At 54.9% G+C, this 13,189-nt stretch carries 12 protein-coding genes; 8 read left to right on the top strand and 4 right to left on the bottom strand.

Annotated elements, in window-relative coordinates; translation table 11 throughout:
* The 8 genes from RHJ80_RS02570 (at position 1) to RHJ80_RS02535 (ending at position 7,407) form a co-directional block, all read left to right on the top strand.
* Positions 1-1,176, top strand: a complete 1,176-nt coding sequence (locus RHJ80_RS02570) for a molybdopterin molybdotransferase MoeA (RefSeq protein WP_206200940.1) — start codon at positions 1-3, stop codon at positions 1,174-1,176.
* 5 nt (positions 1,177-1,181) lie between these two features.
* Positions 1,182-2,147: a GTP 3',8-cyclase MoaA gene (gene moaA / locus RHJ80_RS02565; protein ID WP_190278050.1), complete on the top strand. Its 966-nt coding sequence runs from the start codon at positions 1,182-1,184 to the stop codon at positions 2,145-2,147.
* A gap of 4 nt (positions 2,148-2,151) precedes the next feature.
* Positions 2,152-3,210, top strand: a complete 1,059-nt coding sequence (moaC, locus tag RHJ80_RS02560) for a cyclic pyranopterin monophosphate synthase MoaC (protein WP_206200938.1) — start codon at positions 2,152-2,154, stop codon at positions 3,208-3,210.
* Positions 3,194-3,448 carry a molybdopterin converting factor subunit 1 gene (gene moaD / locus RHJ80_RS02555; protein ID WP_206200937.1) on the top strand — a complete coding sequence of 85 codons (255 nt, stop codon included), beginning with the start codon at positions 3,194-3,196 and terminating at the stop codon, positions 3,446-3,448. Before moaC ends, moaD begins: the two co-directional genes overlap by 17 nt.
* Positions 3,449-3,455: 7 nt before the next feature.
* A complete protein-coding gene (locus RHJ80_RS02550; RefSeq protein WP_225901625.1) occupies positions 3,456-3,959 on the top strand; it encodes a molybdenum cofactor biosynthesis protein MoaE in 504 nt (167 codons plus the stop codon).
* 366 nt (positions 3,960-4,325) lie between these two features.
* Positions 4,326-5,234, top strand: a complete 909-nt coding sequence (locus RHJ80_RS02545; RefSeq protein ID WP_310801403.1) for a LysR family transcriptional regulator — start codon at positions 4,326-4,328, stop codon at positions 5,232-5,234.
* Positions 5,215-6,267 carry an anthranilate phosphoribosyltransferase family protein gene (locus tag RHJ80_RS02540; protein ID WP_310744050.1) on the top strand — a complete coding sequence of 351 codons (1,053 nt, stop codon included), beginning with the start codon at positions 5,215-5,217 and terminating at the stop codon, positions 6,265-6,267. Before RHJ80_RS02545 ends, RHJ80_RS02540 begins: the two co-directional genes overlap by 20 nt.
* Positions 6,268-7,407: a putative sulfate/molybdate transporter gene (locus tag RHJ80_RS02535; RefSeq protein WP_206200934.1), complete on the top strand. Its 1,140-nt coding sequence runs from the start codon at positions 6,268-6,270 to the stop codon at positions 7,405-7,407. It begins immediately after the preceding gene.
* Between the two features lie 4 nt (positions 7,408-7,411).
* On the opposite strand, the gene RHJ80_RS02530 is transcribed toward RHJ80_RS02535, so the two are convergent.
* The 4 genes from RHJ80_RS02530 to RHJ80_RS02515 are packed head-to-tail and all read right to left on the bottom strand — an operon-like array spanning position 7,412 to position 13,164.
* Positions 7,412-7,867, bottom strand: coding sequence for a nitrate reductase associated protein (locus RHJ80_RS02530; RefSeq protein ID WP_206200933.1), 456 nt, complete (start codon positions 7,865-7,867; stop codon positions 7,412-7,414).
* 36 nt (positions 7,868-7,903) lie between these two features.
* A complete protein-coding gene (locus RHJ80_RS02525) occupies positions 7,904-10,327 on the bottom strand; it encodes a nitrate reductase (RefSeq protein WP_310801402.1) in 2,424 nt (807 codons plus the stop codon).
* A 7-nt stretch (positions 10,328-10,334) separates the two neighbouring features.
* Positions 10,335-11,150, bottom strand: a complete 816-nt coding sequence (locus tag RHJ80_RS02520; RefSeq protein WP_310801401.1) for a nitrate ABC transporter ATP-binding protein — start codon at positions 11,148-11,150, stop codon at positions 10,335-10,337.
* Positions 11,151-11,169: 19 nt separating this feature from the next.
* On the bottom strand, positions 11,170-13,164 hold the full coding sequence (locus tag RHJ80_RS02515) for a nitrate ABC transporter ATP-binding protein (protein WP_310801400.1): 1,995 nt from the start codon (positions 13,162-13,164) through the stop codon (positions 11,170-11,172).
* Positions 13,165-13,189: the final 25 nt, after the last annotated feature.

Genomic DNA, 13,189 nt, shown 5'->3' with positions numbered 1-13,189 from the left:
ATGATTTCCGTCGAAACAGCCGTTGACCTGATTCAGCAGCATTTGCCCGATTGGGGCACAGAGACCATCTCTTTGACTGAGCCTCAGTACAGCCGACTAGCAGGAGCCATTACCAGCGATCGCCCCTACCCACCCATTGACCGCATCATGATGGATGGTATTGCCCTGCGGTGGGCCGCCTATGAATCTGGTCAGCGTGCCTTCCCGATTCTGGGGGTTGTCCCTGCTGGTGAGGTACCCCCCACGTTGACGGATCCACAGGCCTGCTTGGAAGTGATGACTGGTGCCGCGTTGCCCCAGAACTGCGATCTGGTCATTCCCTACGAGGCTCTGGAAATTCGTGACGGCATTGCCCATATCCGCCACGCCGAACTGTGGTCGCCCTATCAATTTGTTCACCGCTGTGGCAGTGATGCGCCGGCGGGTCAACAGGTGCTGGCGGCAGGTACCCCTCTACACAGTCCGGCTTGGGGCATTCTTGCCTCTGTGGGGCAGAGCGAAGTTTGTGTCCAGCGCACCCCCCGCACTCAAATTGTTGCCACCGGCAATGAACTGATTCCGCCAGACCACGTACCTCAACCCCATCAACTGCGCCTCTCCAATGCCTACGCCCTAATGGCTGCCCTCAAGCGCCAAGGGTACAGCCACGTCAGCATCACCCATTTACCCGATGATCCGCTGCAACTGGCAACCCACTACTGCCAAGCGAGCCAAGCGTACGATCTCCTGATTTATTGCGGCGGCGTTTCCAAGGGCAAGTTTGACTATTTACCGCAACTGTGGCGCGATCATGGCGTGCAGCAATATATCCACGGTGTCGCTCAGCGCCCCGGAAAACCCCTCTGGTTTGGGGTGGATCACACGCAGCAAACGGCAGTCTTTGGCTTGCCGGGGAACCCCGTCTCCAGTTTGGTGTGTTTACACCGCTATATTTTGGACATGCCACGCCTCTATGCCCGCTTGGCCACTCCCTTCTCTTTTGAGAAGCCCTTAACCTACTTTTTACCCGTTAAACTAGAAACCACGAAAACTGCTGAACTGATTGCCCACCCCCGTCCGATGCAAAACTCTGGTGATTTTTTGGCCTTGGCTGACAGTGATGGCTTCTTGGAACTACCTGCCTCGCAAGGGATATTTGCCGCTGGGGAGTGCTATCGCTATTTTCCGTGGAGTTAGGGCGGATGGTTGTCACCACAGCTATCCCTAGCCAACGTTTGCTGGATAACCAAGGGCGACACATTCGCAAGTTGCGCCTGTCGGTTACCGATCGCTGTAATTTGCGCTGTACTTACTGTATGCCCGTGGATGCCGCCTTTATGCCCCCCCAGACCTATTTAAGCCCCACAGAGTATGCCACGATTGTGGCTGAACTGGTGGCACTGGGGATTGAGTCGGTGCGCCTAACGGGGGGTGAACCGCTCCTGCGAGCCGAGTTTGCTGAGATTGTCGCAGCCTTGGTGGCAGTGGGGGTGCCAGAGCTAAGCTTAACCACGAATGGGATTCGCTTGGTGCCCTTTTTGCCCCTCTTGGAACAATATGGGGTACGGCGTTTGAATATCAGTCTGGATAGCCTAGACCCCGAAACCTTTGCCGCCATTAGTCATGGCCACCACTTGGAAACGGTGAAGGCGGCGGTGGCCACTGCGGTTCACCAAGGGTTTCAGGTGAAGCTGAACATGGTGGTTATGGCGGGTGTCAATGATCACGAACTGGTGCCGATGGTGGAGTACGCCAAGGGGTTGGGGATTGAGGTGCGCTTTTTGGAGCTGATGCGCATTGGCTATGCTTGCCACTTGGGGGGCGATCGCTTTGTTAGTGCTGCCACGATGATTGAGCGCTTGCGTCAGCATTATGATCTGCGACCTGTGCCACGTCCTTTGGATTCCACTTCGTTTAACTTTGAGACGGCCTGTGGCGGGCAGATTGGTTTTATCGCTTCAGAATCCCAACCCTTTTGTGGCCACTGCTCCCGTTGGCGCTTGTCTGCGGATGGTGTCCTGCGAGCGTGCCTGTTTAAGGAGGCGGGGGTGTCCCTACGGGGCTTAAGTCAAAGGGAACGGTATGCCGCCTATGAGCAAGTGTTGGGCATGAAACCCAGCTTGCGCGGAGCAGAAGTTCACCATGCGATGCACCAGATTGGAGGCTAGGAGGATGCTCTCCCACATCAATGAGAACCAACAACCCCAGATGGTGGATATTAGCGAGAAGGCCGTGAGCGATCGCCGAGCGGTGGCAGAAGCCCTGATTGAATTGCCACCAGTCTTTCAGGCCTATGTGCAAGGGGGAGATCTCTTTCTCACGAAAGGGCCTGTGGTGCAAACGGCGATTATTGCTGGCACAATGGCGGTAAAACGCACCGCTGAAGTCATTCCCTTTTGCCATTCGCTGCCGATTACTAGTTGTCGCTTTGAGACGGATATCGAGTCACTTGAGAGTGGCCTTAGAATTCGCCTGCGCTGTGAGGTCAAAACCCGCGATCGCACCGGGGTGGAAATGGAAAGCCTGCATGGGGTGGCGATCGCAGCCCTCACAATCTACGACATGGCCAAAGCCCTCAGCCCCCATATTGTGATTCGCGAGGTGCGCCTGCTGGCGAAAAGTGGTGGCAAGAAAACCCTCGGCCAATATCCCCTCTACGGCCTTGTGCTCACTGGCGGCCAGAGTCAGCGCATGGGTCAGGCCAAAGCCCTGCTAGACTACTACGGCGAACCCCATGCCCAGTACCTCTACAATTTGTTGGCTCAATCCTGCGAACAAGTCTTTCTCTCAGCGCAACCCAATCAATGGCAGGGGACTCCCCTTGCCGATTTGCCAACCCTCCCCGATACCCTGCCTCAGATTGGCCCCATTGCCGGCATCCTAACAGCTTTACGTGCCTATCCCCACGTGAACTGGTTAGTGGTGGCCTGTGACTTGCCCTATTTGACCACAGAAACCCTTGCGCCCCTGTTGCACCATTACCGCGAAGATGTGGTGGCCACCTGCTATCACCATCCCCAAGAGGGTTTCCCAGAGCCATTGTGTGCCATTTATACCCCCCAAGCTCTGCCGGTATTTGAGGCCGCCTATGCAGAAGGGATCTACTGCCCTGTGAAAATTCTCCAGCGATCGCCCTGCCAGCGGATTGCCCCACCCCAGCCGACCATTACTGCCAACATCAACACCCCTGAAGATTATCTGGAAGCCCTACACCATGTCCGACGGCCCTAAAACTATTCATCTACGCTACTTTGCCCAGTTACGCGAGCAAAGCCAACGGGAACAGGAGGAGCGAGTGACCACCGCCCAAACCTATGGCGAGCTATACCAAGAACTAAAGACCCAGTACGGGTTTACCCTTGATCTGACCCATGTTAAGGTTGCGGCTAATGATACGTTTGTGACACTGGATCAACCCCTACGAGCTGGAGATAAGGTCGTCTTTATTCCCCCTGTTGCCGGGGGTTAACTAAGCGATGGTGATCAAGCAATTTTCCCTAACCAATACTCCCCTAGAGCCAGCTCAGTTGTGGCAGCCCTTGGCCAACTTGCGAGCCGGTGCCTTTGTTAGCTTTGAGGGTTGGGTGCGCAATCACAACCACGGCAAGATCGTCACTGCCCTAGAATACGAGGTCTATCCTGCCTTGGCTCTTAAAGAAGGAGAACAGATCCTAGCAGAAGCCATTGGGAAATTTGACTTGCTGGGGGCGATCGCCAGCCATCGCTATGGAACGCTAACTCTTGGCGAGATTGCTGTGTGGGTAGGGGTGACGGCGCCTCATCGCCAACAAGCCTTTGCTGGTGCGGCCTACATCATTGATGAAATTAAACACCGCCTACCCATTTGGAAAAAGGAATACTATCTAAATGAGCCAGCTACTTGGGTGTATTGCCGTGAGCATCACCATTACGGTCTGTTTGATGACGACGGGGGACAACCGTGGGGGCTAAGTCGTCTCGCTTCAGCCAGCGATGGATAGTGGCGCAACTGACCTAGAAGATTTGAGTTGCTTCACTAATTTTGCCACCTTGCTGGATGTAGGAGACAACCCGCTCTCGTCAGTCCAAGCTATAGCTCATATTCTTGAGTAACATTCATGACGCTTTGAGTATAGCCTAACCTCTCAAATGCGCACAGAAGAAACAGAACTGGCATGGGAGGGCAAGTATGACCAATCAGTTTACCTCATTCAGCGCTGGAACCAAGAGGGTATGCTGTAGGACATTCTCAAGAAACTGTATCAATTAACACCCTTTACTATCCGAAAGTTGCATAAGATGAAGAGCCACAAGAGCCACAATTGCATCAATAGACATAGACGCAGAGGGAGAACACAGCAAGTATTATGCGACTTGATCAGTTTCAATCTTTTTTAGCTGTTGCTGAAACGGGGAGTTTTCAAGCGGCAGCGCGGCGGTGTGGGGTGACGCAACCCACAATTAGTCGGCAAATTCAAGCTCTAGAAGAAAGTTTGGGGATGCAACTTGTTCACCGCTCGAATCGCGCCAAGTTAACTGTGGCGGGGGACTTGTTTTTGCGCCGTGCCCATCGCATCTGGCAAGAGTGGCAGGCCGCCAATGCTGAACTCAAAGCCATGCAAAATGGCCAGCAGCAGGAACTCTGCATTGCCGCTATTCACTCCATTTGCCGCTACTTTTTGCCCACGCTGTTACCGACGTTTTGCCAAGCATTTCCCCAAATGCAGTTGCGGGTGACTGCCCTAGGGAGCGATCGCGCCCTCAAAGTCTTGCAGGATAGCCTAGTAGATCTAGCAATTGTCATGGGCGATCGCCACCTCTTAAAACAGGCGGAATGGGTGATTGAACCGCTGTACAGTGAGCCTGTGCAAGTGCTAATGGCGGCTGAACATCCCCTCGCTGTTAATGAGACCTTGACATGGCAAGAACTAGCTCGCTTTCCCCATGTGGTATTTAAGGATGGCTATGGCATGCGCCGCTTGGTGGCTGAAGAATTTAGCCGTCGGGGTTTACCTTGGCAACCCGCTCTTGAACTCAACACGCCTGATGCGTTTATTGCTGTGATCCGCGAAAGTGAGATGGTTGCCTTGCTGCCGCGCTCTGCCCTCAAGGAAGCGCTCCGCGATCCTGCCCTAGGGATTCGTGATTTATCCACGCCACTGCCCCTGCGTCAGGTGTTGGCCATTACCACCCGCGATCGCCTGACCTTACCGCCCGTTGCCCAGTTGCTTACGTTGATCCGCCAGCAGGCTGCCCATGAGTCCTCTTTTTCGTGATCTCCTTAAAAAAGTCGGCAGTGGTGCCCACACCCACAAAGACCTGAGCCGCGCCGAGGCAGCCTTGGCGTTGCAACTCATGCTGGAGCAGGTGGCAACCCCTGCCCAAATTGGGGCGTTTTTGATTGCTCATCGGATTAAGCGACCCACCTCGGAAGAGATGGCGGGTATGCTCGATGCCTACAACGAGCTAGGGCCAAAGATTCCAGCGGTTGAGACCAGTTGCCCCGTGATGATCCTCAGTCAGCCCTATGATGGTCGCGATCGCACGTTTCCCCTGAGTCCTTTAACAGCATTGGTTTTGGCGGCTGCTGGGATTCCAGTACTTCAACACGGGGGCGATCGCATACCCACCAAAGAAGGCATTCCCCTCATTGAGCTATGGCGATGTTTAGGGGTGGACTGGTCAACCCTAACCCTAGAACAAATCACCCACTGCCTAGAGCAAACAGGTTTAGGTTTTGTCTATCTCCCGCGTCATTTTCCAGCAGCCCAAGGGCTAGTCCCCTACCGGGAGCAAATTGGTAAACGTCCCCCCATTGCCACATTGGAATTAATCTGGAATCCTTACCAAGGGCGCAGTCACCTCGTAGCAGGGTTTGTTCATCCGCCGACGGAAGGGATCATGCGCGATGCCCTCTATCTCCACGGTGTTCATGAATTTACTACCGTCAAAGGTCTTGAAGGCAGTTGTGATTTGCCCCGCGAACGCACCGCCATTATCGGCCTTGCCCGTGATCAAGACCCTCCTTGGCAACGCCTGCGTCTCCATCCCCAAGAGTATGGTATGGCCAGCAGTAATGTGCCTTGGCCAGCGGACACAACAACTGCTGCAAAAATGATGGCTGCCGTCTTAGCTGCCGAGGAGCAGCCCCTCACCACCTCCGTTATCTGGAACAGTGGGTTTTACTTGTGGCAGGGGGGCAAAGCCGATAGTCTCAATTCCGGACTCGCACTCAGCAGCGAACTCCTCCGTAGTGGTCGGGTGGCTCAACACCTACAGAAATTGCAAACCATGTTGGAGAAGATATAGATGTTGCGGGAGCGACTGCGCTTTAATTGGCAAGAACTCAGTGGCAGTTTTGGTGATTTGGGTACGGATTTGCCCCTACTGGTGGGGATGATCATGGCTGCCCAGTTGGATAGTGCTAACGTCTTCACTTTGTTTGGCGTGGCACAAATTCTCACGGGGGTATTCTATGGCCTTCCCATGCCGATGCAACCCCTAAAGGCAATGGCTGTAATTGTGATGACGGAAAAACTCACTGGATCTATCCTTTGGGCAGGGGGACTGATGGTAGGAGCGATGATGTTGGTGTTAACGTCCACCGGAATCCTGACCCGACTGGCTCGCTGGATTCCCCAACCCGTGGTGCGGGGCTGTCAATTGGGACTGGGACTGTCTCTAGCCGCCGTTGCCCTCAAGACCTACTTGCCCGCGGGTGACCTCTTTGGTTATCTGTTGGGTGCCATGGGCTTTTTGATCTTGCTCCTTTTACCCAAGGAACGGGGAGTTCCCGCAGGGTTACTGGTGGTGTTGCTGGGGGTGGGTGTAGCGATTAGCCGTGTTCTGGCTGAGACAGAATTGCAGTTAACCATTGCTTGGCAGCTTCCCTACCTGCAGCCTTTAGATCCTCAGGCCTTGATTCCCGGACTCGTGCTATTGGCACTGCCGCAGTTACCCCTATCGATCGCCAATGCAGTGATTGCAACCCAGCAAACTGCCCACGATCTCTTTCCCGATCGCCCCCTCTCGATTCGCCAAATTGGCCTCACGTATAGCCTCACCAACTTGATCCTGCCCTTCTTTGGTGGTGTCCCCCTCTGCCATGGCTGTAGCGGTTTGGCAGGACACTATGCCCTTGGTGCCCGCACAGGTGGGGCGGTGGTGATCTATGGCAGTCTCTACCTTCTCTTGGGTCTCTTTTTTGGTTCCAGTGTGGATAAGCTGCTGGAAATTTTTCCCCTCTCGATTTTGGGGGTCATTCTTTTGTTTGAAGCGTGGGTACTCATGGGCTTTATTAAAGATCAAGCCGCCATGCCCGCAAATTGGATGATTACCCTCTTAGTAGGGGCGATCGCCCTCAGTGTGCCCCAAGGCTTCTTAGTGGGCACCCTTGTTGGTACAACTCTGTACTACCTCAGCAGAAAAATGCCACTACAACTCTCCTAGCCCTCTAGGCCAGACCAAATTCCTGCAATGCTGGCCAAAAATTGCGATTCTCGTGGCCGGGCTGGCTGAGCTTCACAAGGGCAAAGCGTTGGAGGGGGGTCAGGGCTGACCATTTTTCCACCGTCAGGCTGTGGTGAGGTACCTTGGTCAGTTGTTGCTGCACTGTCTCTGGCAGTTCAGTGGTGATGTCCCAAGGGTAGGGTTGGCGAATCTCTATATCACTCGGTGGGGTTCCATGGGTGTGGGTCACCCAATCCCGCAGTTGCTGACGATAGTCTGCCTGAGCTTCGGGGGTGTCGCAGGGAGTCACCACAAGCCATTGTCGCTGTTCTTGGGAAAGTTGATGCCAGTGGAGCAGCTTCAGCTTGACCCCACATAAATCTAGTTTATAGCGAACAATCATTGGAATACAGCGTAACGAAGCCGTGAATTCGGCCTCAAACGCAAAGAAGTGGGACATCAATAGCCATAACCCTCCACAGGGAATTAGATTCTATTATTGCTTGAGGGCAGTGCCGCTTTCCTGCATGGTGGGGGTATGGGGCGTCTGCCGCAACTTCAGGGGCAGCACCTGCACCGCACAGGCTTTGAGTTCTGGCTGCTTTGAGACCGGACAGGCAATGGGATGGGTCAGTTGGTTTGCCTCACCGCTATCAGCAAAGAGAAAGCCCCAGTGCATGGGTACAAAGAGAGTGCCCGGACGAATGGCCTTGGTGAGGATGACCGGCAGGCACACTTGACCGCGACGCGATCGCACCTCTACCCAATCCCCGTCTTTGAGATGTAAGTTTGCGGCATCGTCGGGGTGCATTTCCACAAAGGGATCGGGGTGCATTTTTTGAATTTTGGCAATGCGACCGGTACGGGTTTGAGTGTGCCAGTGGCCGTAGAGACGACCCGTTGTCAGGGTAAAGCTATAGATGTGATCGGTGGGTTCCGCCACGCCCTGACTGTGGGCAAGGCAAAAATATGCCCGTTGATTGGGTGTGTGAAATCGCCAGTCAGTATAGAGGCGTTTGGGTTTGCGGGCTTCTTCATCATCCATACCGGCAGGACAGGGCCACTGCAAGGCGCCTAAACGGGCAAGGCGTTCGTGGCTCAGACCCGATTGATCGCAGGGGCGACCGGCAGTGAGTTGGACAAATTCGGCATAGACGGCAGCGGCATCGGCAAATGGGAAGAGATGCCCATATCCCAAGCGGCGCCCCACCTCAGCAAAAATTTCCCAATCAGGGCGAGCCAGACCGGGGGGCGATCGAAAGGCGGGGGCAAGGGTGACGCGGCGTTCAGAGTTAGTCATCACACCTGTTTTCTCACTCCATTGCGCCGCCGGCAAAATCAGATGGGCATAGGCTGCTGTTTCAGTGGGAAAGTAGGCATCCTGATAGACGGTAAAAGGAGATTTGAGAAAGGCCGCCTTGGCACGCTCTAAATGGGGAAAACTAACCGCAGGATTGGTGGCCGCAATCCACAGCAGACCCACTTCTCCCTGTTCTAGACCTTCGACAATTTGCCATGCCGTGCGACCGGGGCGATCGCTTATTTGCCCTCGCGGCAGTCCCCAAAAGTCCTCTACCTCTTGGCGATGCTGTGGATTGGTCACTTGGCGATAGCCGGGCAACAGATGGCTCAAGCCGCCGGCTTCGCGCCCCCCCATGGCGTTGGGTTGCCCCGTCAGCGAAAAAGGACCACTCCCTGGGCGGCCAATTTGCCCCGTCAACAGGTGGAGATTGATGAGACAACGAGCTTTGGCCGTCCCTTCAGCAGACTGGTTAATGCCCATTGACCAAAGGGAGAGTACCGCTTGGGCATGCCCCCAATAGCGAGCCGCCTGTTCTAGATCACTTTGAGCAATGCCACAGCGTTCCGCTACCCAGTCTGGGGTGTAGGCCGCCAGCAGCTTTACATACTGGGCAAAGCCTTGGGTACACTCCTCTATAAACTCAGCATCGATCTGTCCCCATTGCAGTAGCAAATGGCCAATGCCGTGGAGCAGATCAATATCCGTGCCGGGTCGGATGGCAAGGTGCAGATCCGCCACTTCCGCTGTCGGGGTGCGCCGCGGATCCACAACAATCAACTTGACGCGGCGATCGCGCTTGTGGTGGTTGCGCAGACGATTAAAGACAATGGGATGGCATTCGGCAGTATTAGTACCCATAAGGAACGCACAATCGGTAGCCTCCAAATCGTCGTAGCAGCAGGGGGGGCCATCAGCGCCGAAGCTAGCCATGTAGGCCGACACTGCCGAGGACATACATAGCCGCGAGTTGGCATCAAAGTTGTTCGTACCCAAACAGCCCTTGATTAGCTTTTGCGCCACATAGTAGTCTTCGGTTTGAAATTGGCCGGAACCGTACATACAAATGGCATCGGCGCCCCGCTCACGGCGTACCCATTGGATGCGTTCCACAAGGCGGGTCATGGCCTCGTCCCACGAAATGACCGTAAAGGGCTGATCCAAACGCTCCCGCCACAGGGGGTAAACCAAGCGATCGCGATCAAGGGCTTCTAGAATAGTTGCCCCCTTGACACAGACCATTCCTTGGGAGGAGGGATGCTGGCGATCGCCCCGAATTTTATAGGCTCCCTTGCCTTGAGGGACTGCTTCTAAGCCACAGCCCACCCCACAGTAGGGACACAGCGAGGACACTGGCTCACTTGGTTCAGGCACAGCACGCCCTTTTTCCTCAAACCGCAGGAATTCACAGGAACAGCACCTGACCCCTTGCTCTGAGCAAATGATCAGATCCGCTGTAGCATCGCCATGGAAAAAAAGCTCTTGCCTCGGAAACACTACCCGTTGCCAAGTGGGCTGATTTGACAAATAAATCTGCTGAACGCTCTCGCTGGTATTGCGGTAGTAGCAGAGGTAACGACTGGACTGAACGGCTAACGAGCCAACCCGTGGGGTACTCATACGCTACTTAGTGCCCAAACCGCGTGTACAGAAAGTCAACCACTTGGTTGCGGAGATCGTAGTACTGCGGATCCTCAAGGAGTTGCGATCGCCGCCGTGGCCGCGGAAAAGGAATCTTCACAATATCGCCAATGCCGGCGGCAGGGCCATTGGTCATCATCACCACCCGATCCGCGAGGTACAGCGCCTCATCAATGTCGTGGGTAATCATCAGTACCGTCAGTCGGTGGCTGCGCCAAATCTTTAAGAGTTCATCCTGTAACTCCTCCTTCGTGATGGCATCGAGGGCACCAAAGGGTTCATCTAAAATCAACACTTCAGGGCGAATGGCGAGGGCGCGGGCGATCGCCACCCGTTGTTTCATGCCCCCCGACAGTTGAGCAGGGCGTTTGTGGGCAGCCGTTGTTAGCCCCACTCGTTCCAAGTGCTCCTCGACAATTTGGCGCCGGCGTTGGCGAGTTTTCTGGGGATAGACAGACTTCACTGCTAGCTCAATATTTTGATAGGCCGTCAACCAAGGCAGCAGCGCGTAGTTTTGAAACACCATCATGCGATCCGGCCCCGGACGGCGCACGGGCACGCCATTGAGAGTAATTTCCCCTCGTGTTGGCGCTGTAAAACCCGCAACCATATTCAAGAGTGTGGTTTTGCCGCAGCCGGAATGGCCAATGAAACAGACAAATTCGCCGCTGCTCACCTCAAGGTGAATATCCTCAAGTACCACATGGTCGCCATTAGCCGTAGGGTAGGCTTTGCTCACCCCATCAATGCGTAGATGCTGGGTGGCCGTTAAATGGGGGTCAAGACGATAGAGGGTTTCCATAGACTTCTCTCAAAAATACCTAGACAGCAACAACCTCTTGGGGATCAACAGTGCGAATATCAAGGCCACGGCGAATCGCAGCCGCCTCAATGTAGCCAAGGGGATTATCGGGGTCAAAGGGCAGTCCATCGAAAAGAGCAAAGGCAGAACGATCTGGCTCATTATCTACAACCTTCAGTTCCCGCGCTGCCGCCCCAAAGAGATCTACCCGCCGCACCTGCTCAACAATTTCTAGCCAGTTTTTTGGGAAGGGCGTAAGTTGCCAGCGAGCCAATTGGGTCATGATCCACAGCCCTTCCAACCGCCCAGGACAGGGAGAGCGATCCACATAGAACTGGTGAAACCGGGGTTGAAAAGCAGCAACAATGCCATCCCCCCAATCAAGGGGATCCACAAAGCCGGCATAGGCATCCTCAGGAGTACACCCCACATACTCTGGCCGACAAAGCAGTTGGGCAATTTCGGGGCGATGTTTGATCGTATCGCAGTACTCACAGGCTTCGATCAATGCCTTGACCAACGCTTGGTGTAGCTGCGGGTTGGCCTGCACCCAATCGGAACGCATACCCACAACTTTTTCCGGGTGCCCCGACCAAATATCCAAATCCGTAGCGACAATCACCCCAATACCCTCGCGCACTGCATGGGAGTTCCACGGTTGACCGACACAAAAGCCACTGATATGGCCGGCCTTGAGGTGATAGATCATTTGGGAGGGGGGAATCACCAACAACTCGACATCGTAATCGGGGTCAATGCCAGCGGCGGCCAGCCAGTACCGCAACAGGAGGTTGTGCATTGATGCGGCATGAACCACTCCCAGCCGGGGGCGATCGCCCGTGCGCTGAATATAGGCGCGCAGATCTTCAGCAGTCTTCACCCCCTGCTGCCACAACTGGCGACTAAAGGTGATGGCATTGCCATTGCGACTCAGTACCAACGAGGTCATCAGCGGTTGTGAAGGCTGACCGTTTAACCCCAAGGTCATGGCTAAGGGCATGGCCGCCAACAGTTGAGCGCCCGTCAAGCGACCCGCGATCACCCCCATCACCAAGTCCTGCCAGCTTTCTTCGCGATGCAGCGTGACTGGCTCCAAACCATACTTAGCAAAGAAGCCCATTTCCTTGGCAGCAATGAGAGGCGCACTGTCTATCAGGGGCATAAAGCCAAGGGTCAGACCTGCCGGCACTGTTGGTGCAACCATGGGCACCTCCAAAGGCGGGCGGCGGCGTTTCTGCTGATTGAGAAAGGCAATCATCTCATTGCGCAGGCCATAGTAGCTGGGATGGTTGAGCACGTCATGGCGATTGCGGGGACGGGCAAAGGGAATTTTGAGAATTTGGCCAATGTGGGCTTCAGGGCCATTGGTGAGCAGCACCACGCGATCAGAGAGCAGTAGTGCCTCATCCACATCATGGGTGACCATAATGCAGGTGGTTTGACTGCCTTGACACACTTGCATCAACTCATCCTGCAAAGAGCCTCGCGTCAAAGCATCAAGGGCACCAAAGGGTTCATCCAGCAGGAGCACCTCCGGTTGAATCGCCAAGGCACGGGCGATTGCCACCCGTTGCTTCATCCCCCCCGACAGTTGGGCAGGGAACTTCTCGCGGGCTTTACTGAGGTGCACCTGTTCCAGCGCCGCCTCTACCCGCTGTCGTTGCTCTGCCTTGCTCAAATGCCCCAGCACCGCTGCCACCGCCAAGGCCACATTCTGGTACACCGTTTTCCAAGGCAACAGCGAATAGTTTTGGAACACCACCATGCGATCGGGACCCGGTTCCGTCACCTGCCGCCCAGCCATCACCACGCCACCACTGCTAGGCCGCTGAAAGCCAGCAATGATATTCAAGAGCGTGGACTTGCCGCAGCCAGAGTGACCGACAAGGGAAATAAACTCCCCTTTTTGGATTTCGAGGTGGATATTCTTGAGAGCAATGTAGCGATCGCCCCCGGGCAGATCAAAAACCTGATCCACATGGTCAATTTCAATAAACGGTAAAGACTTGGCCATAGGGTTAAACAACCTAATGTTCGAC

The sequence above is a fragment of the Thermosynechococcus sp. QS41 genome (genome assembly GCF_031583515.1).
Lineage (GTDB): Bacteria > Cyanobacteriota > Cyanobacteriia > Thermosynechococcales > Thermosynechococcaceae > Thermosynechococcus.
Note: the sequence above shows the minus strand (reverse complement) of the source record. Positions and strands in the feature narration are given on the sequence as shown.

Excerpts from the sequence above, each read along its gene's own strand:
- RHJ80_RS02540 (WP_310744050.1), top strand. The coding sequence starts at position 5,215 with ATGAGTCCTCTTTTTCGTGATCTCCTTAAAAAAGTCGGCAGTGGTGCC.
- RHJ80_RS02550 (WP_225901625.1), top strand. The coding sequence starts at position 3,456 with ATGGTGATCAAGCAATTTTCCCTAACCAATACTCCCCTAGAGCCAGCT.
- RHJ80_RS02530 (WP_206200933.1), bottom strand. The coding sequence starts at position 7,867 with ATGTCCCACTTCTTTGCGTTTGAGGCCGAATTCACGGCTTCGTTACGC.
- moaA (WP_190278050.1), top strand. The coding sequence starts at position 1,182 with ATGGTTGTCACCACAGCTATCCCTAGCCAACGTTTGCTGGATAACCAA.
- moaD (WP_206200937.1), top strand. The coding sequence starts at position 3,194 with ATGTCCGACGGCCCTAAAACTATTCATCTACGCTACTTTGCCCAGTTA.
- RHJ80_RS02545 (WP_310801403.1), top strand. The coding sequence starts at position 4,326 with ATGCGACTTGATCAGTTTCAATCTTTTTTAGCTGTTGCTGAAACGGGG.
- RHJ80_RS02520 (WP_310801401.1), bottom strand. The coding sequence starts at position 11,150 with ATGGAAACCCTCTATCGTCTTGACCCCCATTTAACGGCCACCCAGCAT.
- moaC (WP_206200938.1), top strand. The coding sequence starts at position 2,152 with ATGCTCTCCCACATCAATGAGAACCAACAACCCCAGATGGTGGATATT.
- RHJ80_RS02525 (WP_310801402.1), bottom strand. The coding sequence starts at position 10,327 with ATGAGTACCCCACGGGTTGGCTCGTTAGCCGTTCAGTCCAGTCGTTAC.
- RHJ80_RS02570 (WP_206200940.1), top strand. The coding sequence starts at position 1 with ATGATTTCCGTCGAAACAGCCGTTGACCTGATTCAGCAGCATTTGCCC.
- RHJ80_RS02535 (WP_206200934.1), top strand. The coding sequence starts at position 6,268 with ATGTTGCGGGAGCGACTGCGCTTTAATTGGCAAGAACTCAGTGGCAGT.
- RHJ80_RS02515 (WP_310801400.1), bottom strand. The coding sequence starts at position 13,164 with ATGGCCAAGTCTTTACCGTTTATTGAAATTGACCATGTGGATCAGGTT.